Genomic DNA, 26,307 nt, shown 5'->3' on the forward strand with positions numbered 1-26,307 from the left:
GTATGGCTCTCGACACCACGGCGCCCGGTCCCGACGACCTGGGCGGTAAGGACGATAGCGTCTGCGGTTTCCAGCTGGACGATCTGCCCGTGCGCGGGCGGGTCGCCCGCCTGGGCCCGGTCATCGACGAAATCCTGTCAGCCCATGACTATCCCGCGTCGGTCGCGGCCCTGACGGGCGAGGCGGTGCTGCTGGCCCTGTTGATCGGGGACTCGATGAAGTTCGAAGGCCGGCTGATCATCCAGGCCTCCGGCACGAACGCCAATCCCGGCGGCATCGAAGGCAAGGGCGCGGTGAGCTTCGTGGTGGCCGACTATACGGCCGGCGAGGGCGTACGCGGCTTTGCCAAGTTCAACGCCGAGCGCGTCAAGGCGGTCGAGGCCGAACACGGTCCGCGCCCCGGTGCCCAGAAACTGCTGGGCGAAGGCCATTTTGCCATGACGATCGACCAGGGCACCGACATGGCGCCCTATCAGGGTGTTGTCTCGCTGGACGGTCCCTCGCTTGCGGCCTGCGCTGAGCATTATTTCTACCAGTCCGAACAGCTTCACACCCGGATCAAGCTGGCCGTCGGCGAGCACTATTCCGGCGATACGCGCGCCTGGCGCGCAGGCGGGGCCATGATCCAGCGCCTGGCCGGCGATGAGACACGCGCCAGCGAGGACGCCGATTTTGATCATGTGCGCGCGCTCTTCGACACGACCGAGGACGCCGAGCTGCTCGACCCGGAGGTGACGACCGGGCGCCTGCTCTACCGCCTCTTCCACGAGGACGGGGTGCGCGTGCAATCCGAACGCGAGGTCACAAAGCGCTGCACCTGCGAGGCCGAACGCCTGAAGCGCATCCTCGCCAGCTTCCCGCCCGAAGACCGCGACTACATGGCCGAGGACGGCAAGATCGTGATGACCTGCGAATACTGCAACAAGGCGTGGAAGTTCGCGCCTGACGAGGTGGAAGCCGCGGGGCGTTAGGAGCCTTGGACGCTCTTGCAGGCGGGCGCGTCGCTCCAAGGATTCTTGCTCCCCGGCGAATGTAATAAGACCTGGAACCCAGAGAGGACAGGGCGCCACCGAATGATGGCGGCGTTCCAGAGTATCCAGGTGCCTGCCCCCCGGAAAGCGTTGCGTTACGAGCCGCGTACACGCCCTACCGCCGCCAGAAGCCCGGGGTGAGGAGCACCAGCATGGTGAAGACCTCGAGCCGGCCGATCAGCATCGTCACGATCATCACCCATTTGGCCGCGTCGGGCAGGGGCTTGAACGTGCCGGCCGGGCCGATGATCGGTCCGAGGCCCGGTCCCACATTGGCGATGCTGGTGGCCGCGCCCGAGATGGCCGTCACCGGGTCCAGGCCGATCAAGGAGAGCAGGGCGGCGGCAACCACCCAGGTGGCGAAGAAGATGAAGAAGAAGCTCATCACCGAGCGCACCGCGTCGGGGTCGAGCGCCTTGCCGCCATAGCGCACCGGCCTGACCACGTGCGGCCGCGCCTGACGTTCGATGTGGCGGCCGATTGCGCCCGCCGCGATCTGGTAACGGAAGATCTTCACCGAGCAGGTGGTCGATCCGGCGCAGCCGCCGATGAACATCAGACAGAAGAAAATCCCGACCGCTCCGCCACCCCACAGACTGAAATCGGCCGTGGCGTAGCCTGTGCCGGTCATGATGGAGATGGCGTTGACCGAGGCGAGGCGCCACGCGGGAAGTTGTCCGCTGGCCGGGGGCTCGTGAACCAGAATCCAGACCGTCAACACGGTGATGGCGGCTCCGGCGACGGCCAGGAAGCCGCGCACCTGGGGATCGACCCAGAGGCGGTCCGGCCGGCCCTGGGCCGCGCGCAGGTAGAGCACGAAGGGCAGGGCGGACAGGATCATGAAGACAAGGGCGACGATGTCCGAACCGCCATCGGTAAAAGCGCCGATCGATCCGTCATGGGTTGAGAACCCGCCCGTAGCCACGGTGGTCATCGCGTGGGCCGCGGCATCGAACGGAGTCATGTCGGTCGCGATATAGGCCAGGAAGCAGATGAAGGTGAGGACCAGATAGATGATGCCGACGGCTGCCGCGATCTGGCCGGCGCGCGGCAGGGCCTTGTCGGACTTGTCGGAGTTTTCCAGCCGGAAGAGCTGCATGCCGCCAATGCCGAGCATCGGCCAGATGGCCATCGCGGTCACGATGATCCCGATGCCGCCAATCCATTGCAGGATGGAACGCCAGATCAGCACGCCGGCGGGCTGGTCCTGAAGATTGGTCATGACCGTCGCGCCGGTGGTGGTCATGCCCGAAGTCGCCTCGAACAGGGCGTCGGTCCAGCTCATGTCGCCGACCGCAAGCTTCAGCGGCACGGCGGCCGCCACCGACAGGACGGCCCACGAACCGCCGGTCACCAGAATCGCGCCGCGCGCCGTCAGGTTCCGACCGCCGCCCCGCATCATCAAGATCAGCGTCACGCCGACGAAGCCCGTCACCGCAGCCGATCCGAGAAAGGCGTGGGCCGATTGCGCATCGGAGTTGAGATCGACGATGGCGGGAACGAGCTTGGCCACCGACAGCGCTGCCAGCAGCACCCCGAGAACCAACAGAACGGTGCGGGTCGAATCGTTCACAGCTCTGCTTTCAGGGTCAGTGTACGGTCAGGGCCGAGTACGGCGTGTCGAGCGCGAAGGCGGGAATCGCCGCACTGAACCGGTCTCCGGCGCTGGACTCCATCGTATAGCAGCCGCGCATGAAACCCGAAGCGGTCGTCAATGGCGCGCCTGATGTGTAGCGGAACCGCTCGCCGGGTTTGAGCACGGGTTGCTCGCCGACCACGCCTTCGCCGCGCACGATCTCGGTGCGGCCGCGGGCATCGGTGATTTCCCACTCCCGGCTCAGCAGCTGAACGGTGTCATCGCCGGTGTTTTCGATCTCGATCGTGTAAGCCCAGATGAACCGGGCTTCGGCGGGCTCGGACTCGTCTTCCAGAAAGTCGGGCTCGACCTTGATGACGACGCCGCGGGTCTCGGTCTTGTACATGGGTGGGCGCTCCGCCGGGCAGTGTGAGGCGCGATCAGACACCCAGACGTGCTTATACTCAAGGGCTGCGCCTCACACGCCCCCATCATGCACGCGCCGAACGGGTGGACATTGCGGGTAGACAGGGGGCGGCCGGGCCGGAAAGCTGTCCGGTCCCGGCGTCCAGCCGATTCCATTCTTCGGTTCTCAACCACGGATCCCGCACCGCCATGACCGACACGACCGGCATCCTGCCCGACGCCGCGCTGGCCCGCTTCCACCAGGACGGGGCGATCCGCGCGCACTCGGCACTCGATAGCGATCAGATCCAGCCTGCGAGCCTGGACCTGCGCCTCGGCGAGCGGGCCTGGCGCCTGCGCGCGTCCTTCCTGCCCGGCAGCGGACGCAGCGTGGCCGAACGCCTGGATGGCGCCTTTACCATGCACCAGATCATGCTGGGCGAAGGGTCTGTGCTGGAAACCGGCTGTGTCTACCTGGCTGAATTGCAGGAATCGCTGTCGTTGCCGGCCGACATCGCAGCGGCGATGAACCCGAAGAGTTCAACGGGCCGGCTCGACGTATTCACGCGCGTCATCGGAGACGGCGCGGAAGCGTTCGATCAATTGCCGACCGGGTATCAGGGGCCGCTCTACGTGGAAATCTGTCCGCGCACGTTTTCGGTGCTGGCCCGGCCCGGCGACCGGCTCGTGCAGGCGCGTCTGCGCCGCGGGGCACATGCGGGCACGCGTTCGGTGACGCTATCGGTGGATCTCAAGCCCCATAATGGCGGGCCGATCGGCTACCGCGCCAAGCGCCACAGCCCGCTGGTCGACCTGAAGAAGGTCGGCGGACATGCGCCGGCCGCCTTCTGGGAGCCGATCTATGCCGCAGACGGATATATCGTCCTTGATCCGGGTGAGTTTTACATCCTGGCAAGCCGCGAGGCGGTGGAGATACCGCTGCACGAGGCCGCCGAAATGGCGCCCATCGCGCCGGAGATCGGCGAGTTCCGGGCCCATTATGCCGGTTTCTTCGACCCCGGTTTCGGCGTGGAACGTGCCGGCGGCAAGGGCTCCCGGGCCGTGCTGGAAGTGCGGGGCCGGGACGTGCCGTTCATTCTCGAGCACGGCCAGCCGGTGGCCAAGCTCGTCTACGAGCCGATGGCCGACAGCGTAAACACGCCTTATGGCCGATCCGGCTCGAACTATCAGGCGCAGGGCCTGAAGCTCTCCAAGCATTTCAGCGGCTGGGGCGCTTAGAACCTTCCGGCTTCAGGCCGAACAGCTTGCTCCGCCCAGCACGCAGAATTGCGCGCAGAAGCGGTGGTTCAACTTGACCGGTTTGAGCGATGCGGCCAGCGAGCGCCCGGTTTCGAACGCTTCGTCATACGGGATGAGGGTACAGGCCAGCACCATCGGCGCGTTATCGCCCTTGCGTTTGACGACCATGCGGCTGCTGGCGCACATCACCTCGCGCGGCGACTTGCCCAGAATGTCCCAGCATGCGGTGGTGATCTCCGGCGGGTGACCGCTCGGGTCCATCTCGGGGAAGATCACCAGCGCCGCGCGATCGTGAGCATCGATGGCGATGGCGTGCTCGGCAAACAGCAGCTTGAAGCCGGCCCGCGTCACGGCCTCGTCCTCATCGAACAGGCGGCGGCCTGCGGCGCTGAGCGTGAAGCCGTTGCGGGCAAGCCAGATCATTCCTTCAAGCGTCACCTCGAACGTGCCGGCTCCACGCTCCGCGTCATGGTTGGCCGGCTCGAAATGATCCAGGCTGATGCGCAGGGTGAGGCGCGAACCGAAGCGTTCGTTCAGGCGAAGCAGCGCATCCTGAACCCTGGGCCGCATCATGGGCTTCATGGCGTTGGTGAGGATCAGCACCTCGTGCCCGCGCTCAAGCGCATCCTCGGCCATGGCGGCCATGTCGGGATTCATGAAGGGCTCGCCGCCGGTAAATCCGATCTCGACCGGGCCGAGGCCCATGACGTCGATCTCGTCCAGATAGGCGGCGACCTCGCGCGCGCTCAGATAGCTCAGCCGGTCATTCGTCGGTGAGCTCTCGATATAGCAGTGCGCGCACTCGATATTGCACAGCGTGCCGGTGTTGAACCAGAGCGTCTGAAGGGTGTCGAAGGCGACGCTTGCGCGCGCTTCGCCCCTGGCCGTGACATCGGGATCGGAAAAAGGGGCAATCGGGAGAGGATGATTCATGGACGGCAAAGGGCCTTCGTGTCGCGAGCCATTGAACCTAGTTCGCTGGCGGGCCCGTCTCAACGCATCTGACGCAGAGGTGATCGAGGTTCAGAAATACGCTCCGATATTGATGTTGAGCCGGCGCTCCCACTCGCCCGCGCCGCCACCGGCAAGCGCGTCGGAAAAATTCGGGCCGATCCAGGCATTGTTCTTGCCCGCCGCGAAGTCGGCATAGATGAAGAACGGGCCTTTGACGTCGAACGCAGCGCCGAGGACGTTATGGTAGGAGGCGTCGAAGTCGCCGCTCGATTTCGTCAGCACACTGAAATCTTCGTAGACGGTGAGGCTGTCGAGCCAGCGGGTCATCCAGTTCCTGGTCAGCGGGACGTCGTAGGACAGGGCGGCCGACCAGATGCGCCCGTCTGCTGCGACCTCGTAGGGAAAGTCGTAGGCGCCCATCACGACGACATCGTCGCGCGCGCCCGGCGGGCTTTCGAGCGCATAGTCGTAAGCGGTCGCCTGCAGCTTCGCCTCGAACCGGTCGTGGCGCCAGCGGGCATGGACCGCGCCGGCCAGGTGGTGCCCGTCATCGTCCGTGACCTCGTTTGCGATGAGCCCGGCCTGCAGCGAGGCGCCGAGCTCGAGCCCGTTGGAGTCCTCCCCGATCGAGGACCAGGTGGTGCGCAGGTTGAGCTGGCCGGTCTCGCTGTCGGTTCGGCCCAGTTCGTCTACGAGGTCGTATGAGTAGCGTGCGCTGTCCTGGCTTTCTCCGGCCCAGTCGCCCTCATCGGCGAGGAAATATGCAAGATCGAGGGTCCAGTCGCCCTGCCTCTGCGACCAGCTGAGTCCGAGGTCGTAGTCATCCTCGAGGCCCACATAGTAAGCGATGGAGAAGAAATAGCTGTTGGCTGCGTATGGGGTGAGACCGAAGGGGACTTGCTGGATTCCTGCCTTCACCGTACCGAGGCGCTCGTTCTCAAAGCCGAGCCAGGCGTGGTGGGGAAACGAGGTGAAGCGTTCGGTTTCGTCGTAATAATACACCCGCCACTGCGCCGAGCCGATCAGTCCCGTCCCGGTGTCCAGCCCGAGATCGAGCCGAGCCGTGTCGAACTCTGCATCGGCGCGCGGGAAGCGGTTGGACCGCGTCTCCCAGCTCTTGTCGAGCACGTTGACACGGATCGCGCCCCCCACGTCGAGCGGGCCGATTTCCACGAGTTGGGCATGGGCGGGCGCACACAGGCCGGCCAGAGCGAGGCCGGAGACGCAAAGGAGGCGCATGGAGGCTCCCGGGGCGGCTGCTGATCGTGTTGACAAAGCGCGCACGACCCCGGCCCGGTTCCTCCAAGATGCCTGCGGAGCACAGCCTCGGACGCCGCGCCTGCATGTTGCCGCTGTGTGGTTTTGTGGTAAATCTCTGTCACCTCGCGGGTGTAGCTCAATGGTAGAGCAGAAGCTTCCCAAGCTTACGACGAGGGTTCGATTCCCTTCACCCGCTCCAGACGGTCCTCGCGACTGCGCGCAGACGCGCGCCCGGCAGAGGCACCCGGCTCGATACTCTTGGCAGGTGCCAAGCTTCCGACGCGGCAAAAAAAGAGCTCCCGCCCGGCAAGCGGACAGGAGCCAGTTCTGGACTTTTGGCGCAGGTGTGCGCTTGCAATGGCGATGGCCAGATTGCCGACCTGTGCGAGAGCGGGCGCGCGGCTGGCTCGCAAGGCCGCCCGGGTCCATGTTGGGCCGATGACTGAGAAAGCCCCTTCATCGGCTGGATTGCGCAAGGAGGTGGCGCGCAGAAGCTGCTTTCGTCGGCGCTTGCGCGTGTGGCGCTGGCGAATGGGGCGTGCTGCGCGCCGGGGCTGGGCCCTTCCGGCCCTGTTTTTCGGCTCTTTTCTGGAATCGGCAATTTTCCCCTGGCCGATCGAGTTTCCGCTACTGGCCGAGATGCTGCGTGGCCGCAAACATGTGTTTCCTGCGGCGCTGGCCACCGCCCTCGGGTCGGCGGCCGGGGCGATGGCGGTGTTCGCGATCGCTGGTATTGCGGCTGGATTGGTCGAGGCCTGGGTGACAGCCCGGCCCGAGTTCGCCTCCGATCTTGACGAGGTCCGCGCCCGGCTGGAGTTGCGCGGCGGTTTGGCCGTTTTTGTGGCGATGCTGACACCGGTGCCGGTGCAGCTGACCAGCCTGGCGGCCGGTTTTGCAGGGCTTTCAGCACCCGTGTTCGCCTTGGCGGTTCTGTGTGGACGCTGCCTGCGCTTCGCGGCGATGGCGGTTCTGGTGTTTTTCTATGGCGAACGGCTCATGGAATGGTGGCGGGCCCGACCGACGCCCTGGCGGCACCTGGCAACCGGGTTCTTTGTCGCGCTCTTTCTGGTCGCTCTTGCAGCTTCGCTTTGGCTTTAGGCTGTCGATACCGGGCGGCCCGCCTGGCAAGCCGGGCTAGAAGCGGCCCTGGCCCGTTTCGATGCCGGCAATATTGGCAACGTGAACCAGCATCAGCAATGCGCCCATGCCGAAGAGAATCGCCAGGCTGGTCCACGGTATGAGGCGCGGCCCCTTGATCGGATCAGACGGTCGGCTTGTCCGCCAAGCCGAGAATGCAAACCCCGCAGCGCAGACGCCGAGGATGATCAGGGTGGTGGTGAGGTCCATTCAGGCGCTTCCCGGCGCGTCGCGCTGACGCCATGTGAGGTCTTCGACCACCAATAGCGCCGTGCGCCCAGTTCCCGCAAGGCACGCGCGATTGCGACTGTCTGCATGGCCCAGTATGCGGGCATGGTCAGAATATCCAGCCAGCGCAATTGGGTTCCCGTCCGGCGCGCCGCAAGGGCCGCGCTGAGCATCCCAGTCAGATAGCCGGCGGGAAGCACAGCCAGGCCCAGTCCCGGACCTCCCGGCGCACCGGCGAGCCCCACTAGCGTCGTTGCCAGTGCCCATACCAGGCTTGGCCCGTGCAACAGGGCGCTGATCACATTCCACCCCAGTGTGAGCTGCAAGCTGGCAAGCGCGCCGGGGCCGGCTGTGCGCGCCAGCCCCGCAGGATCTCGCATCTGAACGAGCCAGCTGACCAGATGGCCCTTGAGCCACCGGCTGCGCTGGGCCTGCCACGCGGTAAGCGTGATCGGGGCTTCTTCCTGTGTCCCGGGGCCGATCATTCCGGCACGCCAGCCATAGCGGGCCATTCTGAAGCCAAGATCGGCATCCTCGGTCACGTTGAACGGGTCCCATGCCCCGCATGCGACCAGGGCATCGCGCCGGAAGACATTGCTTGTACCGCCCAGCGGCAGAGGCATGTTGAAGCGTGCGAGGAGAGGCAGTACGGCGGCAAACTGGACCGCATACTCCAGCTGGAACTGCCGGGTCAGCCAGTTGTCGGGACCATTATACCAGCTCAGCGGCGCTTGTACGCAGCCCAGCCGGCCGTCTGCCGCCAGATGTGCGGCTGCCGCTTTGAGCTGCGAGGGATGGGGCGCGTCTTCAGCGTCGTAGACGGCGATCAGGGACCCGGTGGCGAATTTGAGCGCGTAGTTCAGGGCCTTCGGCTTGGTTCGCGGCCCGATGGGGGGAATTGCGAGGATGTCAATGCGGTCTGGGTGGACCGCCGCGCGCGCCGCGACCAACGTGGAGTGATCGTCCGCCTCGATTGCGAACAGGATCTGAAGCTGTTCGGCAGGATAATCGAGCGCCTCGAGACAGGTGACCAGGTCGGGAATGACTCTCGCCTCGTCATGCAACGCAACCAGCACGCTGATTGGGGGAAGGCGAGCGTCAGCCAGGGGAGGGGCCGGTGCCGGGCGTACATCCCACAGCGCGGCAACGATCCGCCATACCAGGGCGGCCGTCACGCCCGCAAGCAGCAGGGCGAGGATCAGGCTCTGGAACAGGGTGGGCGCGGCGAGGCCGACACCGAGGCAAAACAGGCCTGGTCCTGCGACGAGGGCGGGGGAGGGCTTCAGCGCGGACCGGGCGCTGTGTTGCGGGCGAGTTTGGAACAAGGCGTGGGCGGCAGAGTCGGCCAGATCAAGCGGATCGAGTGGAGGGGGGCGATAGCCGAGTTTGGCGGCACCGGCCGGATCAACCAGAAATGCCGGCGGCGCCTTGCCCATTCCAGTCAGCGCGGATGCCGTTCCCGGCTGTCCAGCCTCGTCCACTCCCGACCCTCGCCGCCAATTCGTGATAGCAGCGGCCTAGCAGAGTTTCTCTTAAAACGCGAATCAGTGCGGACGTTGGTCTTGGGGAAGAGGCACGAAGGCGGGGGCAAGTGTTCCGCGAAGAGGCCGTCAGGCGTGGAGATCGTTGAGGATCTTGTCACACCGTTCGATAGCCGCGCGCCGGGTCTCTTCGCTTTCCACCGAGGCCAGACGCAGAGCGAGCCGGGTCACCTCGACCGGAAGCGTGGGGATGTCCGAATCGCCGGCGTCCGCGGTCTCGGGAAGATCATCGAAAAACGCGCTGACCGGCACCTGCAGAACCTGGGCGGCTTCGTACAGGCGCCCCGAACCGATGCGGTTGGCGCCGCGCTCATACTTCTGGACTTGCTGGAAGGTCACGCCCAGCTGTTTGGCGAGCTGAACCTGGGAAATATTCCTGGCACAGCGGAAAAGGCGAAGCTTGGCACCGATTTCCAGATCGATAGGGGTCGCGGACCGTGCGCTCAATATTTCTCTCCCAAAGGCTCTTTCATATGCGGAACGTTCCGCGTTTCAGGGCGCGGATCATTCTCGCTAGAGGCCGGAAATGGAAGGGGGCAAAGTCAGTTTGAGTAGATGTATCAGGCTTTTGGGTTGTAATTGAGAACTTGATGTACGGTATTCATTGAATTGACATCATCCAAAAGGTCGAACACGGCGGCCGAGCTCGTCGCGAATCCGTGCGGCCATCGGCTGAGCGTTCCGGCCCTGGCGGCCAGTTCATGGGCAAAGCCGCCGACGCCCGGGTTGTGCCCGATAACCGCCAGCGTTTGCGCACCGGCTTCGAAAGCCTCGAGCGAGGCCCTGATCAGCATGGAGGTCGACGCGTGGTAGAGCGCCATCGGGCTTTCAACGCGCGGGTCTCCCAGCGTGGACGCGAGATGAGCCCAGGTTTCCTGTGTGCGCCGAGCCGGAGATACGAGCGCGAGATCGGCCTTCAGCCCAGTCTGGGCCAGCGCTTCAGCCAGCCGTTCGGCATCGGCGTGGCCGCGCTCTGTCAGATAACGGTCGAAGTCCTCGTCCGCCTCGCTGCGGTCGATGGTCTTGGCGTGGCGCGCGATAATGATGTGGGCCATTGGCTGGGAGGCTCGTGCAGGTAACTGAAATCGATCGGCATCCCTCGCTGGAGGGGTTGCGCCGCCTGAGGAGTGATGCCAAGTAAGACGCTATCTGAGTGCTGGCCGCAACCCTTTGCGAAGGAGAAATGAAATGTCCCTCTTGCTCGGCGATACCGCCCCGAACTTTCAAGCCGAAACTACCGAAGGCAAAATCGATTTCCACGACTGGATCGGTGACGACTGGGTCGTGTTCTTTTCTCACCCGGCCGACTACACGCCGGTTTGCACGACCGAGCTCGGCTACACCGCCAAGCTGAAGGATGAGTTTGCCAAGCGCGGGACGAAGGCGATCGCCCTGTCTGTCGATCCAGTGGAAGACCATCACGGCTGGATCAAGGACATTGAGGAAACCCAGGGCTGCAAGGTCAATTTCCCGATCATCGCCGATACCGACCGGAAGGTCTCCGAGCTCTACTCGATGATCCACCCGAAGGCCGATCCGAAGGTCACCGTGCGCGCAGTCTACATTATCGACTCCGACAAGAAGATTCGCGCAACGTTCACCTATCCGCCGAGTGCCGGTCGCAACTTTAACGAAATCCTGCGTCTGATCGATTCGCTGCAATTGACCTCCGGCTACAAGGTCGCAACGCCGGTCAACTGGCAGGAAGGCGAAGACGTTATCGTGGTTCCCTCGCTCAGCGATGAGGACGCGACGAAGCTCTTCCCGAAAGGCTACAAGACGGTGAAGCCGTATCTGCGTGTGACGCCGCAGCCGAACAAGTAGGTCAATCGAAACTTGACCGTGAATGACCGCTCCGGATGCTCCGGGGCGGTCATTTTTTGTGCAGATTGGTCAAGGTTGCTTGACGTCAAGTTTCCTTGACGGTATGTCAGTAAAGGTCGCTTGACATAGCTGGAGGAACTGACATGACATTGACCTCGAAATCCATCCGCCGGACGGTTTTCCTGTTTGCCGTTGCCGGCGTCGTCCTGGCCTGGGCCGTGCTTGGCGCCACGTTGGTGCTGGATACGACGCGTCCCGTGCGGCTGGTCGCGGCATTTGCAGCTGCGTTGGCAACCGAGGGGCTGTTCTGGCTCGGGGTGGGCCTTCTGGGCTGGTCGGCAGTAGATCGCCGCCAGGCACTCTGGCACTGGATCACCGGAGGCCGGGCAGCGAATGGAGAAGTTAGTTGATCAATCTGATCCCGGAATCGAGTTCTGCCCCGCCGGCGGCCCGCAAACGATACAACCGGGCCAATATCGGCATCACGGTCCTCTTTCTGCCGGTCATGCTGGGCACGACCTGGCTGGGAGAGACCGGGGCAAGCCCGGTTCTGGTCGCCGTCGGCGTCGTGTTGACGATCGGCCTGATCGCCGCCCTGGTCTACGAGTTCGTGCGGCTCATGCTCGCGCTCGACGAACTCCAGAACCGCATCCATGTGACCGCTCTTGCGATCGGGTTCGGGGCGGTCACGCTGACCATGCTTGCGCTCGGGTTCATCGACGCCTTGCTCGGCTTTCCGAACCCCGGCGAGCATTGGCCGGTCCTGGCGATCTTGATGTTTCCGACGGGCTCTTTCGTCTACTATATCGCCCTTCACCTGATCTTGAGGCGGTATCGATGAAGAACCGCCTCAAGGAGTTGCGGGCCGAACATGGCTGGAGCCAACAGGCACTCGGCGAGCGGCTGGAGGTTTCTCGCCAGACGGTCAACGCGCTCGAAACGGGCAAGTACGCGCCGTCTTTACCCCTCGCATTCAAGATCGGCCGGGTCTTTAACCTGAAGATCGAAGAGATTTTCAGTGACGAGGCGGAATAGCCCCGCGTCCACGCGTATTCTGCGCTTTCATCCAGCGCCGCTCTTCCAATCTGTGCGCGTGTCGGCTTATTGAGGTGGGGTCCTGCCTGTACGAGCCGGGGCAATGCGGGCGTGGCGGAACTGGTAGACGCACCGGACTTAAAATCCGTTGGAGGGCAACCTCCGTGCCGGTTCGATTCCGGCCGCCCGCACCATTTTTTCAGGGTCTGGTCCAATGAGCGCAATTCACGAGCACTGCCTGAATGCGGCCCAGACCCTGTCTCCGGACCTCACCGACGCGCTGCAGCGGCTCGGACCGCTCCACTTGCCCTGCGACGACTCACAGCCGCTGGCCGAACGCCTGGCCCGTTCCGTGGCCGGTCAGCAGCTGAGCGTAAAGGCAGCCGGAACGATCTGGTCGCGTGTGTGCGCTGCTGCCGGGGAAGGTCCTCTGCTCGATTTTCTCGATCCGCGAAACGAGAAGACCTTGCGCGCCTGCGGCCTGTCCGGTGCAAAGACCGCTGCGGTGTGCGCCATCGCATTCGAGGCCCGGGAGAACGGGCTGACCCGCGAGGCCCTCAAGAATCTTGGTGCCCCTGAGCGGGCCCGCCGCCTGACGGCCATAAAGGGCGTAGGGCCGTGGACGGCCGACATGGTGAACCTGTTCTATTTCGGCGAAGAGGATATCTGGCCCGAAGGCGACGTGACCGCGCGCAAGACCCTGATTTCGCTTACAAGCAAGCGCCGCAAGACGGTGCGAAGCGCCGAGCGATTCGCACCGTATCGCAGCTATCTCGCCCTCTACATGTGGCGCTGGGTCGACGCGCGGCCCGACTAGCCTTTGCCGGACGATTTCGCACCGCGCGTGTGCGGGCGCTTGCTCACGCCTTCGGCGATCGGATCGCCAGAGTCGCGTTCCTTCACGGCCTGTTTGAACCCCACATCCTGCGCGCGCTTGCGGAACCACAGCCCCTCGGGCGAGTGACGCGCGATTCCATCGAAGATCGTGGCAAAGCGCTGGGTGTTGGACAGGCCCTGGGCCTCGACCGCCTGATTGACGACCATCTTGGTCATCATCAGCTGGTTTCGCGGTACGCCGGACAGCCGCCCTGCCAGACGCTCGACCGCGGAGTCCAGCTTGTCCTCCGGGACGGTCTCAAGCGCGAGCCCGATTCGCACAGCTTCCTTCCCGTCGATGAGTTCACCGGTCATCATCATGCGCTTGGCCTGCTGCGGCCCGAGGCGATGGACCCACATGGACGGCGTCGGCACGCCCCAGACGCGGGCCGGCGGGTAACCGATACGCGCATCTTCGGCCATGATGACAAAGTCGCAGCACAGGGCGATGTCCGACCCGCCGGCCGCGGCGGCACCGTGGACGCGGGCAATGGTCGGCTTGTGGGCCCGCCACAGCGACATGAAGTCCTGCGTGTTGCGCTCCATGAACGCGAAATCGATCATCGGGTCCCAGGGCATGTCCTGGCTGCCGGGGATCTCGCCTTCGGTCTCGGCGTATTCGACCAGATCGTAGCCGCCGCAAAACCCCTTTCCCGCACCGCGTACGACGATGACATGCACTTCCGGGTCGGCTTCGGCCCGCTCCACGGCGGCTCGAATTTCCCCGGGCATCTCGTCATTGATGGCGTTGAAGCGCTCGGGACGGTTCAGGGTGATCGTCGCGATGCGTGCGTCGCGTTCGTAAAGAAGGCTGGAATACTCGCTCATGCGCCGGCTCCGGTCAGGGCTGCGATCTCGTCGTCGTCAAAACCGGACGCCTGCAACAAGGTTCGGGTGTCCTGCCCGATCGTGCTGCCCGCCACGGCATTCAGGCCCGGCCGCTTGCCATCGAATCGTGCCGGGCTGGCGGGCAGGCGAAGACGGCCGGCCTTTCCGCCATCGGCCTCGTAGAGAAAGCCGCTATTGAGCAGTTGGGGATGGGTCAGCATGTCTTCGGAGGTGTTCACCTTGCCGGCCGGCACGCCCTTTTCACGCAGGCGGGCCAATACGGTTTCGACAGAGAGGCTGGCCACATTGGGCTCGCAGCGTTCGCGAATCGTGTCCCAGTTCAGGAACCGGCTGGCCATGTCGGCGCAGCGCTCGTCCTCGAGCAGGTCCAGCGCCTCGACGGCCTCGCACCAGCCGCCGAATTCCTTCTCCGACAGCATCACGACGACAAACCAGCCGTCCTTCGCCTTCCAGGGACGATACACCTTGGCGATGTTCGGCCCCGGGCGGACCGGATCGGCCAGCGTCAGCGGCATGTGCACATCCATCCAGGCGAAGGCGGTCGCGGCCTCCAGCATGGAGACCTCGACCCGCTTGCCCTTCCCGGTCGTGGCGCGTGCGGCGAGGGCGGCCGTCACCGCCTGGCACAGATAGAGCCCGGAGACCTTGTCGCAGATATATTGCGGATAGAGCGCCGGGTCCTCGTCGCCGGGCCGGGCGGCCAGCCCGCTTTCGGCCTGGATGACGGGGTCATAGGCCCGCACGTCGCGCAGCGGCATTTCGGACCCGAATCCCGTGACCTCGCCGACGATCAGGCGCGGATAGCGTGCCTGGAGTTCGTCCGGGTCGAGCCCGAGGCGCTCCGCCACGCCGGGGCGATAATTATGCAGGAGGATGTCGGCATCGCCGAGCAGCCGGTGGAGGGCATCACGCCCCGACGCATCGGTCAGATCGAGGCTGATCAGCGTCTTGCCGCGTCCAAGAACGTGATGGGTCGAACTGGCGCCATCGCCGGCGATATAGCCCAGCCGCCGGATGAGATCGCCGGCCGGCGGTTCGACCTTGATCACCTCTGCGCCCTGCTGCGCCAGGATCAGGCTGGCCAGCGGACCGGCGACAACCGTGGTCAGGTCGATGACCCGCACCCCGTCGAGAACCATGATTTTCCTCCCTTTTTCAGCCGCCGCTTTTCGCGGCTCGCGTTTTGGATCAGGGTGGAACCGAATTCGCTCTCGCGCAATGGCGTGTGCTGGAAGAGGTGCAAAGATGAGCACGGTTCGATTTGGTGTGACCGAGCCCCGCCGCCCCGGGACAGTCCTGGTCGATGCCACCTGGTTCATGCCCGGTGCCGCCGCGCAGACCGGCGCCCAGCTTTTCGATGCGCGGCGGCTGGCCGGAGCGGTGTATTTCGATATCGATGCGGTCAGCGACCCGACCAGCGCGCTGCCCCATATGGCGCCTGGCGCCTCGCGGTTTCAGCGCTGGCTATCCGCTTACGGCCTGAGCGCCGAAGAATCATTCATCATCTACGATCAGAATTCAGGGTTCGCGTCGGCGCGGGTCTGGTGGACTTTCCTGCGATTCGGCCTGCAGGCGCGTATTCTCGACGGCGGGTTTGCCGCCGCTTTGAAGGCCGGCTGGCAAGTAGAAACCGGGCCACCCCCGCCGCGCAACGAAATGCCCGACGCCGATACGTCCGATCGCTACGCCGGCATGGTCATGCACGACACCACGATGAGCTGGGCCGATGTGCTGACCCACTCCAAGGCAGGTGATGCGCTGATCGTGGATGCGCGCCCGGCCGGGCGGTTCGAGGGACGCGACCGCGAACCGCGCGAGGGCCTGGCGTCGGGTCACATACCCGGATCGGTCAATCTGCCCTTCGGTGCGTTGCTCGATGCGGACGGACGCATGAAGCAGGGCGCGGCACTGAAGCGCGTTCTGCCGGACATCGATCCGGCCCGGCGCATCGTGACCACGTGCGGATCGGGCGTGACCGCCGCGATCCTCTTCGCGGCCTTCACCGAGGCCGGCTTCGACGATGTGTGGCTCTATGACGGGTCCTGGACCGAATGGGCCGGGCGTGGCGACCTGCCCATTGCCACCGGGCCCGCCTAGAAGCGGATCAGGAAGCGTTTTGCCTTGCCGACCGAAAGCACCACCGCACCAGCCTGTCCGGCCAGGGCGGAGAGGTCGGCGGTTTCATCGCCCAGCTTCGCGCCGTTGGCCGACACGGCGTTCTGCTTGATGAGGCGGCGCGCTTCGCCTTTCGAGGCGGCCGCGCCGACATTCGCCATGGCATCAATCAGGCTCAGCGCCTCACCGGCGGCGGCCTGATAGGTCGGCACTGCGCGTGCGATCATGTCGACCAGTTCTGCGTCGAGATCCGTGGCCTGACCAGAGAAGATGACGGCGCTGGCCCGTTCGCACAGCGCGGTCTGGCTGGCCCCGTGCACCCGCGTGGTCAGCCAGCGCGCAAGGGCCTTCTGCGGCTCGCGCAGATGGGCTTCGGCTGCTTCCAGTGCCTCGATGTCACCCAGGGGCAGATCGGTCAGCCACCGCAGGAATTTGGGCGCATCCGCGTCCGCGGTATTGAGCCAGAACTGGTAGAATTCGTACGGGCTCGTCAGCTTGGGGTCGAGCCAGACCGCGCCCTTCTCGGACTTGCCGTACTTCTTGCCTTCCGAGTTGGTCAGCAAGGGATAGGTAAGGGCATGACCCTGCACGCTTTCCATGCGCCGCAGCAGGTCGACCCCGCCGACGATATTGCCCCACTGGTCCGACCCGCCCATCTGCATCAGGCAGCCTTGCTCTCGGTACAGGTGGACGAAGTCGTAGCCCTGCAGGAGCTGGTAGGAAAATTCGGTAAAGCTGATTCCCTGCTCGCGGCTCTCGATCCGGTTGCGCACCGAGTCCTTGGTCAGCATCGCATTGACCGAGAAGTGCTTTCCGACATCGCGCAGGAAGCGCACGACGCTCATGTCCTGCCACCAGTCGCCATTATTCACGAAGATCGGCGCCGGGCCTTCGGTGCGCGCGAACAGCGATTCCATCTGGGCGCGCTGGCTCGCGATATTGGCCTGTACGGCCTCCTCGTTCTGAAGCGAGCGCTCGGTATCCTTGCCGGACGGATCGCCGATCATGCCGGTCGCGCCGCCAAGCAAAACAATGATCTGGCCGCCGCGTTGACGATAGCGGTCCATGCCAAGCAGCGGCATCAGATTGCCGGCGTGCAGGCTCGGCGCGCTGGGATCGAAGCCGACATAGAGCGGCGGGCGCTGGGTTTCGAGCACCGAATCGGTGAGTTCCGCGGTCTTCTGATGAAGAAGTCCACGCGCTTCGAGATCGGCGAGAAACGGAAGAGGAGTGGTGCGGGCGTCGGTCATCGATCAGGGTCCGGCAATGCCAAGTCTTCGGGAAAGGAGCGCGTAGCCGCTCAAGCCGCGGTTTTCAACAAACAAGCGCGTCTGGCTTGCGAACGCGGACCGATTGGTCCCACGTGGCGCCTCTTTTCACATCGCCCTCTTTCGCTGGCCGAAAACCGCGTTAGCTTTGGAGCCAAGTGAACGGCGTTCAATCGCCCGTCATATCAATCAGGGGAGGGGCCGTTGGCCGAACTCAAAGCGCTTGAAGGACGTCTGCGTCTGCCGGTTATCGGCGCGCCGCTTTTCATCATTTCCAATCCCAAGCTGGTGATTGCCCAGTGCAAGGCCGGTGTGGTCGGCTCTTTCCCGGCGCTCAACGCCCGGCCCCAGTCCCAGCTGGACGAGTGGCTCGACGAGATCACGAGCGAGCTGGAGAGCTACAACGAGAAGAACCCGGACAGCCCCGCGGCCCCGTTCGCGGTGAACCAGATCGTGCACCGGTCCAATGATCGGCTGGAGGCCGACCTCGCGACCTGCGAGAAATACAAGGTGCCGCTGGTCATCACGTCGCTGGGCGCGCGCGAGGAGCTGAACCAGGCCGTCCAGGGCTGGGGCGGCCAGACGATGCACGACATCATCAATGTGAAATTTGCCCGTAAGGCCCTGGAAAAAGGGGCTGATGGCCTGATCGCCGTGTGCTCGGGCGCGGGCGGGCATGCCGGGACGCTGTCGCCGTTTGCGCTGATCAGCGAGATTCGCGAATTCTTCGACGGCCCGCTGGCGCTCTCAGGGTCGATCTCGACCGGAGCCGGTGTGCTGGCGGCGCAGGCCCTGGGCGCCGACTACGCCTATATCGGCTCGGCCTTCATCGCGACGGAAGAGGCGCGTGCCACCGACGAGTACAAGGAAGGCATCGTGGAAGGGCGCGCGGAAGACATTGTTTACACGAACCTTTTCACTGGCGTTCACGGCAATTACCTGCGCCGCTCCATCGCCTCGGCCGGACTCGATCCGGACAACCTGCCCGAAAGCGACCCCTCGGCGATGAATTTCGGATCGGGCGGCGGCAGCGACGCCAAGGCCTGGAAAGACATCTGGGGCTCGGGCCAGGGCATCGGCTCGGTGAAACAGGTCCAGCCGGCCGAGAATTTCGTCAAGCAACTGGAAAGTCAGTATAACGGGGCGAAACGGCGGATCTGCAGCTAGCCCCGACCGCTTCTGACCGGACACAAAAAGGCGCGCGAGGGAGGTTTTCTCGTGCGCCTTTTTCTATTGTTTTTCAGAGGTTAGCCGCCGTTCGGGCTGACCGTGGCGAAGGTCGAGGCGTTGCCGACCGCCGTCGCGCTGCCGGTCACGGCGCCGACATAGCCGTCATAGGACTGGCTGACGCCGGAGAACACGTTGCCGCTGTTGAGCTGGCGCGTATTAGCGTCGAGTCCCACGGGACACTCTGAACAGATATACCCCGATTGCGCATTGCCCATGGCCGAGCTGGTGGCGAAGGCCGACTGGCCCGATCCGCCTTGCATGACGACGTTTGCCGAGACATTGCCGGAATTGGTCTGGCCCACGCCGGCATAGGCGTTTGCCCCGAAATTGGAGAGGAGAACCTGGTTGCCGACTGCGTTGGCGGATCCGACCAGCGGACCGTTCTCGAAGGCGCCGACGCCCATGCGGGTCATCGCCTCGACGTCGCCGGAATTCATCTGCTCGCCCTGCATGTGGGCGTAGCCCCATTCACTATAGAGGTTGGCGGTGTTGCCCGCGGCCTGGCTGGCGACGGTCGCGCCGTAGTCGGCATTGGCGATATCGGCCTCGGCGGTCGCGGAGATATTCCCGCCATTGGACTGGTCTATGTCCATGATCGTGCTGGAGTTCGTGCCGCCGGCAGTCACGCTATTGCCCGCTGCGGTCGCAGTCTGAACGGTCGTTTCGATCTCGGCATTGTCCGCTTCGAGTCGCGTTTCGGCGCGCACATCGCTGTTGGAGCTCTGTGTCAAAGCGAGATTGGCTTCAGAGTCCGCGGTGGCGATTTCGGCGGCATTGGCCGTCGCCTGGCTGTTGGACACGACATGGCCGGCATAGTCACCAAGACGCAGTGCTGACAGCGCGCTAACCGTGCCTGAGCCCGCTACTTGTTGCACATCGGCGTCTATGTTCGTGCTGGCTGCCGCTGTTAGCGCATTACCTTGCGCGGTCGCGTTCGAAGTCGCGACTCCATAGACCGATTGCGCCTCGATCTCCGATTGCGCGGTGATATCCCCCGAAACCGACTGAGTACTCCCCAGGGCGGTCCACTCGACGACTTCGCCGGTCACGGAGTTGGCCTGGGCGATGGCGATCCCGGTCACGGCCTCGGTGCCGGCGACCTCGTGACGGGACTCCGCGCGCGTTTCGGCCGCGTCGTTCGTCTGGTCGTTCGTCGCGTTACTGGTAGGTTCCGCGAAGCTGGCTGCGGATATCAGCATCGCGGCGCTCGTGCCCGCGATCAACGTTCGAGCGAGCCTGGACATAGGGAGCCTCCGTTGGGGCATAGGACGTGGCGACCTGAATGCCGCCGGTAATGTCGGTCGATCCGCCGATCGGATCGTCAAAGGCACAGGTCTCGTGCGGCGCGACGCCATAAAGCTGGGCCGAGATCTCGACCACGGCGCGTTCGATGACGCTGCGCACGGCCAGCTGGACCGGTTCGAGCGAGCGGCCGCCGGCCGAAGCATCGAGAACCACGTCGCCGAAGAAGGCGAAGACGCCGGCCGAGAGTTCGCGGCCGATGATCTGCTTCTGGTAGGAGATGACGTCGACCACTTCGAGCGTGCGCGAATCGATCAGGCGCAGGTCGAGGCCGACATTCATCACGTAGAGACGGCGCGAGAACACCCCGGCCGGGTCGGAGTCCACCGAGTCGCCGGCGAACAGATCCTGGCCGTTGGAGCGGATATTGGCGTTCAGTTCGGTGATGCCGCCGACCAGGTAATAGTCGGAGGAGGGCATCGCGCCGGCGTGGATCTGGCGCAGGCCCTGGGCCTCGCCGGCATCGCCGAGCAGCTGGGAGTTGGCGTAGCGCAGTTCCAGCTCGGCCACCGAGGTGTCGTAGCGTTCCACCAGGCGCGCACCGGCCTTGGCAAAGGCGCTCATCGCCATCAGGGCCGCGCCCTGGGTGACTCGCGTGCCGCCTTCCGGTGCGATCTGGCCGGTATAGTCGTTGATGCGTCCCACTGCGATACGCGGCGCGAAGCCGCGCTGGTGGGCGTGGTTGGCCATGCAGACCAGCGCCTGGGAATAGGGGGTCGGGTTTGCGGTCACCGGCGCGCCGCCGGTCGGCGTCGCGTAGAGCCCGTCCGCCCCGGGGGTCGAGGTGGCGCACGCCGTCACAGAAAGCGCGCTGGCGGCAATCGTCAAAAGGCGCTTCAGACTAGTCATTTTGCACCTCCGTCCGTGTCTGGGCTGCGGTCTCGTCATTGGCCGCCGCGATGGCGGCTCCGACCGCGGTGATGTCGCCGGTATTGGTCTGGTTGGAATTGACGACCACCGTGTTGTAGCGCCCGCTGACCACCACATTGAGCTGGTTGCCGATGGCGGTGGCGTTCGACTGGGCAAACGGGCCGGTCTGGCCGTTGCCTCCGCCGGAGACACCCCCCGAGACACCGCCATTGAATACGCCGGTCGCACTGGCCCGCGCCGAGACACCCACCCCGGTCTGGATGATGCCGTTGACGACCACCCGGTTGCCGCCGGCGCCGCGCGCGCCCTGATAGGGACGGGTCTCGTCGCCGACCGACGTGCCGTATGGCCTTGAAAATTCAGCGCCATTGGCGCTTTGCGCCTGGACAGGCGCGCTCGTGGCGAGAAAAACCGCAGACAGGGTGATGAGGGGCATGCACCGCATTGATGTGTCTCCTTTGAAGACGCTTGGGAGACGAGGCTGCAACGCGTGTGCCAGATCGTGTGCCGGACGCCAGGCCAGACAGTGCGCAGGGCCCGGAGGCGGAGAGGGGTGAAGCGTCCCCATTGGCCCGGGCGCGATAACGTCCCATGTTAGGCGGGAGCTGCGGCGCGCATGCTCCGTCAATTTCAAGGATGGCTTCGCCCATGCAAGAGCCCGCGCCGCGCGCGCCCATATTCAACCAGCTTCCCGCCGTCGTGATCGGACTGTCGGCCGCCATCGTGGCCGCGCACGCGCTCGGCGCGCTCTTCGTGCCGTTCCACCAGACCCAGATGTGGCTGGGCGCGCTGGTGACCGGGCGTCCGCCGGCCGGCTTTCCCGGCCAGCCGCTGAACGGCATTCCGGCCCTGGTCCTGCACGTCTTCGTGCATGGGGGCTGGACGCATCTGCTGATGAATCTCTTCATCCTGCTGGCCGCGGGCAATGTCGCGGCCCGCCCGTTCGGGCGCGGCGTGATGGCCGGCGCGGGATTTCTTGCCTTCTTCTTCCTGTGTGCCGCAGTGGGCGGCGCGTTCCACCTGCTGCTGTCCGGGCCGGAATTCGGACTGATGATCGGCGCCTCGACGGGGGTGTCGGGCCTGATCGCGGCGGCCGGCTGGGCCACGGGCGGACGCACCGGCATGCTGCGCCTGGCGCTGCCCTGGCTGGTCATCAATATCGCAATGGGCCTGTTCGGCCTGTTCTATTCGCTGCCGATCAGCTGGGCCGGCCATATTGGCGGGCTCGTCGCCGGAGCGGTCTTCTATCCGCTGTTCGTGCGCTGGTTCCGGCGGGGGTAGGTGGGCGTGATCCGATCATGGCGTTTCACGCTCTCTGGATCCCGGATCAAGTCCGGGATGACGAAAATTCTGTTGTTTTTAAATAACTTGAAAACTGTCGTCATTCCGGGCGAGTGAAACGAGACCCGGAACCTAGAGAGGACAGGGCGGCGTCATCTGATGACGGCGTTTCACGCTCTCTGGATCCCGGATCAAGTCCGGGATGACGAGAATTCTGTTGTTTTTAAATAACTTAAAACCTCGTCATTCCGGGCGAGTGAAACGAGACCCGGAACCTAGAGAGGACAGGGTGCCGACTTAAGAGAACAGCGTCTCATAGAGATCGAGCCAGCGCGGATTGTCCGTTTCGATCAGCGCGATCTTCCAGGCGCGCGTCCATCCCTTGATCCGCTTCTCACGCAAGATGGCGTCTTCCATCGTGGCATGCACTTCAAACCAGACCAGCGTCTTGACGCCGTAGCGCCGGGTAAATCCAGACGTGGCGCCCTCGCGATGTTCCCACGCCCGCCCCGGCAGGTCGCGTGTCACGCCGGTATAGAGCGTCCCGTTGCGTTCGCTCGCGAGCATGTAGACACAGGGCTGGAAGAGGCGCGCTGTCATGGCGACAGTTTACGGCAATCGCAGGCTTCGGGACCGCAATATCTCGCGGTTTGAGCGATACCGTCTTCAGATGACGGCGTTTCATGTTCTCTGGATCCCCGGTCAAGCCGGGGATGACGAAAATTCGGTTGTTTTTAAATAACTTGAAAACTGTCGTCATTCCGGCCGAGCGTAGCGAGAGCCGGAACCCAGAGAGGACAGGGTGCCGTCATTGGATGAGGGCGCTTCACTACCTCTGGGTCCCGGGGCAAGCCCGGGATGACGAAGGTGGGAGAGGGATACCCCCTCAGAACACCGTGTCCAGATGGTCCTCGCCGTCGATTTCCAGGCCCTTGATCACGGCGTCGCCTGAGTCCGAGAGCGAAACGATGAGGCGCAGGCGGCCCTGGTTGCGCAGGGTGTCGAGTTCTGCGGCGGTTTCGGGATCGGCGTAATAGCGTTCCAGATTGTAACGCAGGGTCAGGACGTCGTGCAGGCTTCCTTCGACCGGGCGTTGCTCGATGAATGACTCTCCGGACTCCGTCTGTCTCTCCACCTCTTCGAACTCGGTCATTTCAAAGCGGTATTCGACACGGCCGCAGATCCAGACGCCGCCATCGCCGCTGTCGCGGGCCGCCTCGACCGGGGTCCAGCCTGTGTCGCGCTCTTCGAGACGCAGGCAGAGCCGGTCGCCGGTGTCCCATTCGCGAGGCATGAGACCCAGGCCGCGCGTGTCGATACGGTGAAGCGGGGTCTGGAGCTGGACGTAATAGCCTAGCAGCCAGTCGCGCGGATCGACCGGCTCGGTCTCGAGGCGAATCTCGGTGCCCGACCGGCGCGCCTGGGCGTGCAGGGCGACCATGGCGGCGAGCACCAGGCTCATGGCCAGGCAAAGGGCGAGAAGGCGGAGCGCGGCATTCATCGGGACTCTCCCTTCGTGCGGTTGAGCCTGAGCTGGACGCGGGCGGCGACCAGCGACACGGCGAAGAGCAGGACGCCGCCGGCCAGGAAGAAGACGGCGGTGCTGAGCAGGCTGCCGAACAAGGTCGCGTAGACATAGAGGCATTGGGCGATGAAGAGGAGAATGCCCAGCGTGCCGGCGACGCGCCGGCCTTCGCGGGCGCCCGATGCGATCAGGGCGGCGGCCAGCGCAAAGATCAGCGCGCCCACCACAAGCCGCAGGACAAAGACCGCCGACGGATCGAGCGCATGGGCGAGCGCCGGCAGGGCCAGGACCAGCCCGGCCGCCAGCGCGCCGAGCAGAGCGACCGGCAGCGCCATCGCGCGGGTGCGCACGCGCAAGGCAAGGACAGCGAACACGGCGAGGGTGACGATGCCGGCCGCGGCCAGCCCGGGGAGGGAGGCGGTTGGCATGGCGTCACGAGCGCCGAGACTTTCCAGCGGGAACTGGAGCGCCCATCCGCCGGCCAGGCCGAGCGCGAGGGCCCACAGGCCGAGAATGCCGGCGCCGAACCGGTTCCGCTCGCGTGCGAACAGGCCGGTCACAGCGATGAGTGCGGCGATCAGCACAAAGAGGGAGACTGACTGGATCTGCGTCAGCCCGGTCACATTGCCGGTGCGTTCCAGCATGAAGGCGAGCCAGGCAAAGAGGCTGAGCGAAAGGATGTGCGCGGCAATGCGCGATCGAAGCGCGCTAGCGCATCCGGCCATCACGAGCCAGAGCGGCAGGTAGCCCCAGACCAGATCGGGCGCGAGCGTATTGGCAAGCTCGGCGCCGAGCCAGCCCGCGCCGATCAGGGTCGCGAGAATGAGAGCCGGGCGGGAGGGAATCACGAGGGCGGTCGCCAGCGCGCCGACGGCCCAGATCAGCAGGCCGGTATTGCGAAAGGCGCTGATATTGAAGGTCTGGGCCGTCAGCATGATGGCCGCACCGAAGAGGACCGCGCCGATCAGTGCCGCGGCGTGAACCACGCCGGTGCCCTTGCCCCGCCAGCTGGCGAAAGCCGCCGTGCCGAAGCTGGCCCAGAGCGCAACCAGTATGATTACAAAGCGGGTGGCGCGCTCCATGCCCGCCCAGTTGGCGGCCACGAAGCTGAGCACCGCAAGAGAGACGAGAATCGCGCCGAGCAGCGCGGCCGCGCCGGAGACCGACCAGGGCGCGCGCCGCTCGGGCACGCTGGACAAGATGGGCTCCCGGCTCTGCTGAGGGACGAGCCCGCGCTCGATCCAGCCATCAAGATCGCGCTCGAGGCGCTTTCGATAACTCATGGGCGATCTATCCCTCCCCGGAACCCGCGCGGGCCGGATTCGATTTGCCGGACCTTTCGCGTTCATGCATGATAACACCGGTAAATGAGCCAGAAAGGAGGCCGCCATGAGCGCGAGCCGGATACTTTCGCAAAAGGGCTCCGATATTTTCTCGGTCAGCCCGGATACCACGCTTCTCGATGCTGCGCGCGAACTAACCGAACGCCGGATCGGCGCGGTCGTCGTGCTGTCCGATGACAGGGAGCCGGTCGGCGTCTTCTCCGAACGCGATCTGGCACGCGCCCTGGCCGAAGGCGGACCGTCGGTTCTCGACCAGGCGGTCACCTCGGTCATGACGCGCGATCTCATCACCGCGGCACCGGAAACCGATGTCGATGACCTCATGAGTCTCATGACCGGACGGCGGGTGCGCCACATCCTGATCGTCAAAGACGACCGCCTGCAGGGCGTGGTTTCGATCGGCGACGTGGTCAAACGCAAGATCGCCGAGGCCGAAGCCGAGGCCGAAAGCCTGAAAACCTATATCGAGACGGCCTGACTGCAGAGATATGCAACGGGCAAACGGCCTGTGAGAGCAGGGCGATCGGGCCGTTGCGGCTTTTGCCGTGCAAAAAATCTGTCATCAGGGCTTGTGCCGCTCAGGGCAGGCGCGTAGAAACCGCGACCTCGGCGGAGGGACTGCCCCGGCCGGCCCCGAAAGAGTTACCCGCGACTGCGGATTTGCTCTTGAAGGATCGGACGAAGCAGACCATACTGCTGAGCCTCCTCCGGCTTGGACGGGAGTAAATCAGCGGCGTATCTCTTGCGCCGGCGAAGTTCTTTTGTGCTTCGTTTCTGCAGGAGACACTCGCTGACACGCTTCGGAAAAAGCCGGTTGACACGAGAAACGCGGGTCACTACTTACCCGCCTCTCGCATCAAGGCGGAAGATATCGGCGGCGGCATTTAAAGGCGCCGGAGAGAAGCTCTTTGGAGTTTTCGCTTCGGACCTGCTTTCGCTGAAAACCTTCTGCAGGGAAGCGTTGACACGGAGAGAGCGGCTCAATAGAAACCGCGCTCCTCGCGTCAGGCAGACGACTTCGGCGGCGACGAAATTCGCCACTGACATCGACTGCAAGAAGCGATTGACCCGAGCGGCGCGGCTCACTAGACACCGCGCTCCCGGGTCAAGCAGAAGACCTCAGCGGCGCCAACTAAGCCACTGAAAAGCTTCTGCAAAAAGTGATTGACCGGGGCCGGGCGGCTCACTAGAAACCGCCCTCCCAACGCCGGGTGGTCTCGACAGGGACCAGGCGGCGGCCAAGAGAAACGGACGGAAGTTCGATCCTCGAGGCAGCTCTTTGACATTGTTGGTTTTGGAAAGAGAAACGCAGGCGGCGGCGCGTTTGCGGATGGACCGGGCCACTGGCTCAAGCCATCCACATAGACGTCGAACGTCAAAGCGTTTTCTCTAAGTGA

Annotated in this window: 29 protein-coding genes and 2 tRNA genes; 14 read left to right on the forward strand and 17 right to left on the reverse strand. The window is 64.6% G+C overall.

The genetic code is table 11. The annotated features are described in order from the left end of the window. The first annotated feature begins 2 nt into the window (after window positions 1–2). Window positions 3–971 carry an Hsp33 family molecular chaperone gene (locus PGP17_RS06935; protein WP_270374746.1) on the forward strand — a complete coding sequence of 323 codons (969 nt, stop codon included), beginning with the start codon at window positions 3–5 and terminating at the stop codon, window positions 969–971. A 175-nt stretch (window positions 972–1,146) separates the two neighbouring features. Here the strand turns inward: PGP17_RS06935 and PGP17_RS06940 are convergent, their stop codons facing one another. Further along, complete coding sequence (locus PGP17_RS06940; RefSeq protein ID WP_270374747.1) at window positions 1,147–2,604, reverse strand: TrkH family potassium uptake protein; 1,458 nt, start codon at window positions 2,602–2,604, stop codon at window positions 1,147–1,149. A gap of 16 nt (window positions 2,605–2,620) precedes the next feature. Further along, a complete protein-coding gene (gene apaG, locus PGP17_RS06945) occupies window positions 2,621–3,013 on the reverse strand; it encodes a Co2+/Mg2+ efflux protein ApaG (RefSeq protein ID WP_270374748.1) in 393 nt (130 codons plus the stop codon). A gap of 209 nt (window positions 3,014–3,222) precedes the next feature. Here apaG and PGP17_RS06950 point away from each other — a divergent pair, with 209 nt between their 5' ends. Further along, complete coding sequence (locus tag PGP17_RS06950) at window positions 3,223–4,251, forward strand: 2'-deoxycytidine 5'-triphosphate deaminase (protein WP_270374749.1); 1,029 nt, start codon at window positions 3,223–3,225, stop codon at window positions 4,249–4,251. A gap of 12 nt (window positions 4,252–4,263) precedes the next feature. Here PGP17_RS06950 and PGP17_RS06955 read toward each other — a convergent pair whose 3' ends face one another. Both PGP17_RS06955 and PGP17_RS06960 read right to left on the reverse strand, forming a co-directional pair. Beyond that, the gene (locus tag PGP17_RS06955; RefSeq protein ID WP_270374750.1) at window positions 4,264–5,205 is read right to left on the reverse strand and encodes a radical SAM protein; all 942 of its coding nucleotides are present in this window, start codon (window positions 5,203–5,205) and stop codon (window positions 4,264–4,266) included. Between the two features lie 90 nt (window positions 5,206–5,295). Then, on the reverse strand, window positions 5,296–6,465 hold the full coding sequence (locus PGP17_RS06960; RefSeq protein ID WP_270374751.1) for a porin: 1,170 nt from the start codon (window positions 6,463–6,465) through the stop codon (window positions 5,296–5,298). Between the two features lie 146 nt (window positions 6,466–6,611). Between PGP17_RS06960 and PGP17_RS06965 the strand changes: the two genes are divergently transcribed. Together PGP17_RS06965 and PGP17_RS06970 are read left to right on the forward strand one after the other, a co-directional pair. After that, window positions 6,612–6,685 (forward strand) — tRNA-Gly (locus tag PGP17_RS06965). Window positions 6,686–6,954: 269 nt separating this feature from the next. Then, window positions 6,955–7,584: a YqaA family protein gene (locus PGP17_RS06970; protein ID WP_270374752.1), complete on the forward strand. Its 630-nt coding sequence runs from the start codon at window positions 6,955–6,957 to the stop codon at window positions 7,582–7,584. Window positions 7,585–7,620: 36 nt separating this feature from the next. On the opposite strand, the gene PGP17_RS06975 is transcribed toward PGP17_RS06970, so the two are convergent. The 4 genes from PGP17_RS06975 to PGP17_RS06990 all read right to left on the reverse strand — a co-directional run bounded on the left by PGP17_RS06975 (window position 7,621) and on the right by PGP17_RS06990 (window position 10,447). Continuing rightward, window positions 7,621–7,833, reverse strand: coding sequence for a hypothetical protein (locus PGP17_RS06975; protein WP_270374753.1), 213 nt, complete (start codon window positions 7,831–7,833; stop codon window positions 7,621–7,623). Beyond that, window positions 7,812–9,332, reverse strand: a complete 1,521-nt coding sequence (locus tag PGP17_RS06980) for a glycosyltransferase (RefSeq protein ID WP_270374754.1) — start codon at window positions 9,330–9,332, stop codon at window positions 7,812–7,814. The genes PGP17_RS06975 and PGP17_RS06980 overlap by 22 nt, the downstream gene beginning before the upstream one ends. 129 nt (window positions 9,333–9,461) lie before the next feature. Continuing rightward, window positions 9,462–9,839, reverse strand: coding sequence for a helix-turn-helix domain-containing protein (locus tag PGP17_RS06985; protein ID WP_135943242.1), 378 nt, complete (start codon window positions 9,837–9,839; stop codon window positions 9,462–9,464). A gap of 113 nt (window positions 9,840–9,952) precedes the next feature. Continuing rightward, window positions 9,953–10,447 carry a SixA phosphatase family protein gene (locus tag PGP17_RS06990; RefSeq protein WP_270374755.1) on the reverse strand — a complete coding sequence of 165 codons (495 nt, stop codon included), beginning with the start codon at window positions 10,445–10,447 and terminating at the stop codon, window positions 9,953–9,955. A gap of 133 nt (window positions 10,448–10,580) precedes the next feature. Between PGP17_RS06990 and PGP17_RS06995 the strand changes: the two genes are divergently transcribed. From PGP17_RS06995 to PGP17_RS07020, 6 genes are all read left to right on the forward strand, one after another. Continuing rightward, window positions 10,581–11,216: a peroxiredoxin gene (locus PGP17_RS06995; protein ID WP_270374756.1), complete on the forward strand. Its 636-nt coding sequence runs from the start codon at window positions 10,581–10,583 to the stop codon at window positions 11,214–11,216. 143 nt (window positions 11,217–11,359) lie between these two features. Next, window positions 11,360–11,626, forward strand: a complete 267-nt coding sequence (locus PGP17_RS07000; RefSeq protein WP_270374757.1) for a hypothetical protein — start codon at window positions 11,360–11,362, stop codon at window positions 11,624–11,626. After that, window positions 11,623–12,057 (forward strand): hypothetical protein, encoded by a 435-nt coding sequence (locus PGP17_RS07005; protein ID WP_135943246.1) that lies wholly within the window; start codon window positions 11,623–11,625, stop codon window positions 12,055–12,057. The genes PGP17_RS07000 and PGP17_RS07005 overlap by 4 nt, the downstream gene beginning before the upstream one ends. Next, window positions 12,054–12,251 (forward strand): helix-turn-helix transcriptional regulator, encoded by a 198-nt coding sequence (locus tag PGP17_RS07010; RefSeq protein ID WP_135943247.1) that lies wholly within the window; start codon window positions 12,054–12,056, stop codon window positions 12,249–12,251. The genes PGP17_RS07005 and PGP17_RS07010 overlap by 4 nt, the downstream gene beginning before the upstream one ends. 105 nt (window positions 12,252–12,356) lie before the next feature. Further along, window positions 12,357–12,445 (forward strand) — tRNA-Leu (locus PGP17_RS07015). A gap of 20 nt (window positions 12,446–12,465) precedes the next feature. Beyond that, window positions 12,466–13,068 (forward strand): DNA-3-methyladenine glycosylase family protein, encoded by a 603-nt coding sequence (locus tag PGP17_RS07020; RefSeq protein WP_270374758.1) that lies wholly within the window; start codon window positions 12,466–12,468, stop codon window positions 13,066–13,068. Here PGP17_RS07020 and PGP17_RS07025 read toward each other — a convergent pair. Both PGP17_RS07025 and PGP17_RS07030 read right to left on the reverse strand, forming a co-directional pair. Beyond that, window positions 13,065–13,955 (reverse strand): crotonase/enoyl-CoA hydratase family protein, encoded by an 891-nt coding sequence (locus PGP17_RS07025; RefSeq protein ID WP_270374759.1) that lies wholly within the window; start codon window positions 13,953–13,955, stop codon window positions 13,065–13,067. The genes PGP17_RS07020 and PGP17_RS07025 overlap by 4 nt on opposite strands. After that, window positions 13,952–15,115: a CaiB/BaiF CoA transferase family protein gene (locus PGP17_RS07030; RefSeq protein ID WP_270374760.1), complete on the reverse strand. Its 1,164-nt coding sequence runs from the start codon at window positions 15,113–15,115 to the stop codon at window positions 13,952–13,954. Before PGP17_RS07030 ends, PGP17_RS07025 begins: the two co-directional genes overlap by 4 nt. Before the next feature lie 106 nt (window positions 15,116–15,221). Between PGP17_RS07030 and PGP17_RS07035 the strand changes: the two genes are divergently transcribed. Beyond that, a complete protein-coding gene (locus tag PGP17_RS07035) occupies window positions 15,222–16,073 on the forward strand; it encodes a sulfurtransferase (protein ID WP_270374761.1) in 852 nt (283 codons plus the stop codon). Here PGP17_RS07035 and tyrS read toward each other — a convergent pair. Then, complete coding sequence (gene tyrS, locus PGP17_RS07040) at window positions 16,070–17,341, reverse strand: tyrosine--tRNA ligase (protein WP_270374762.1); 1,272 nt, start codon at window positions 17,339–17,341, stop codon at window positions 16,070–16,072. The two genes, PGP17_RS07035 and tyrS, sit on opposite strands and share 4 nt — an antisense overlap. A 222-nt stretch (window positions 17,342–17,563) precedes the next feature. Between tyrS and PGP17_RS07045 the strand changes: the two genes are divergently transcribed. Next, on the forward strand, window positions 17,564–18,526 hold the full coding sequence (locus PGP17_RS07045; protein ID WP_135943253.1) for an NAD(P)H-dependent flavin oxidoreductase: 963 nt from the start codon (window positions 17,564–17,566) through the stop codon (window positions 18,524–18,526). A gap of 80 nt (window positions 18,527–18,606) precedes the next feature. Here the strand turns inward: PGP17_RS07045 and hfaD are convergent, their stop codons facing one another. Genes hfaD through hfaA form a run of 3 tightly spaced genes read right to left on the reverse strand, consistent with a single transcriptional unit; the run spans window position 18,607 to window position 21,206 of the window. Beyond that, window positions 18,607–19,788, reverse strand: coding sequence for a holdfast anchor protein HfaD (hfaD, locus tag PGP17_RS07050; RefSeq protein WP_270374763.1), 1,182 nt, complete (start codon window positions 19,786–19,788; stop codon window positions 18,607–18,609). Then, a complete protein-coding gene (gene hfaB / locus PGP17_RS07055; RefSeq protein ID WP_270374764.1) occupies window positions 19,748–20,740 on the reverse strand; it encodes a holdfast anchoring protein HfaB in 993 nt (330 codons plus the stop codon). The genes hfaD and hfaB overlap by 41 nt, the downstream gene beginning before the upstream one ends. Next, on the reverse strand, window positions 20,733–21,206 hold the full coding sequence (gene hfaA, locus PGP17_RS07060) for a holdfast anchoring protein HfaA (protein WP_270374765.1): 474 nt from the start codon (window positions 21,204–21,206) through the stop codon (window positions 20,733–20,735). Before hfaA ends, hfaB begins: the two co-directional genes overlap by 8 nt. A gap of 203 nt (window positions 21,207–21,409) precedes the next feature. Between hfaA and PGP17_RS07065 the strand changes: the two genes are divergently transcribed. Continuing rightward, window positions 21,410–22,042, forward strand: coding sequence for a rhomboid family intramembrane serine protease (locus PGP17_RS07065; protein WP_270374766.1), 633 nt, complete (start codon window positions 21,410–21,412; stop codon window positions 22,040–22,042). Between the two features lie 297 nt (window positions 22,043–22,339). On the opposite strand, the gene PGP17_RS07070 is transcribed toward PGP17_RS07065, so the two are convergent. The 3 genes from PGP17_RS07070 to PGP17_RS07080 form a co-directional block, all read right to left on the reverse strand. Continuing rightward, a complete protein-coding gene (locus PGP17_RS07070) occupies window positions 22,340–22,642 on the reverse strand; it encodes a GIY-YIG nuclease family protein (protein WP_270374767.1) in 303 nt (100 codons plus the stop codon). 286 nt (window positions 22,643–22,928) lie between these two features. After that, window positions 22,929–23,543 (reverse strand): GDYXXLXY domain-containing protein, encoded by a 615-nt coding sequence (locus tag PGP17_RS07075; RefSeq protein WP_270374768.1) that lies wholly within the window; start codon window positions 23,541–23,543, stop codon window positions 22,929–22,931. After that, window positions 23,540–24,850: a DUF2157 domain-containing protein gene (locus PGP17_RS07080; protein WP_270374769.1), complete on the reverse strand. Its 1,311-nt coding sequence runs from the start codon at window positions 24,848–24,850 to the stop codon at window positions 23,540–23,542. Before PGP17_RS07080 ends, PGP17_RS07075 begins: the two co-directional genes overlap by 4 nt. A 106-nt stretch (window positions 24,851–24,956) precedes the next feature. On the opposite strand from PGP17_RS07080, the gene PGP17_RS07085 reads away from it, so the two are divergent. Further along, window positions 24,957–25,388 (forward strand): CBS domain-containing protein, encoded by a 432-nt coding sequence (locus tag PGP17_RS07085; RefSeq protein WP_135943259.1) that lies wholly within the window; start codon window positions 24,957–24,959, stop codon window positions 25,386–25,388. Window positions 25,389–26,307: the final 919 nt, after the last annotated feature.

The sequence above is a fragment of the Marinicauda sp. Alg238-R41 genome (assembly GCF_947331485.1).
Classification (GTDB): domain Bacteria; phylum Pseudomonadota; class Alphaproteobacteria; order Caulobacterales; family Maricaulaceae; genus Marinicauda; species Marinicauda pacifica.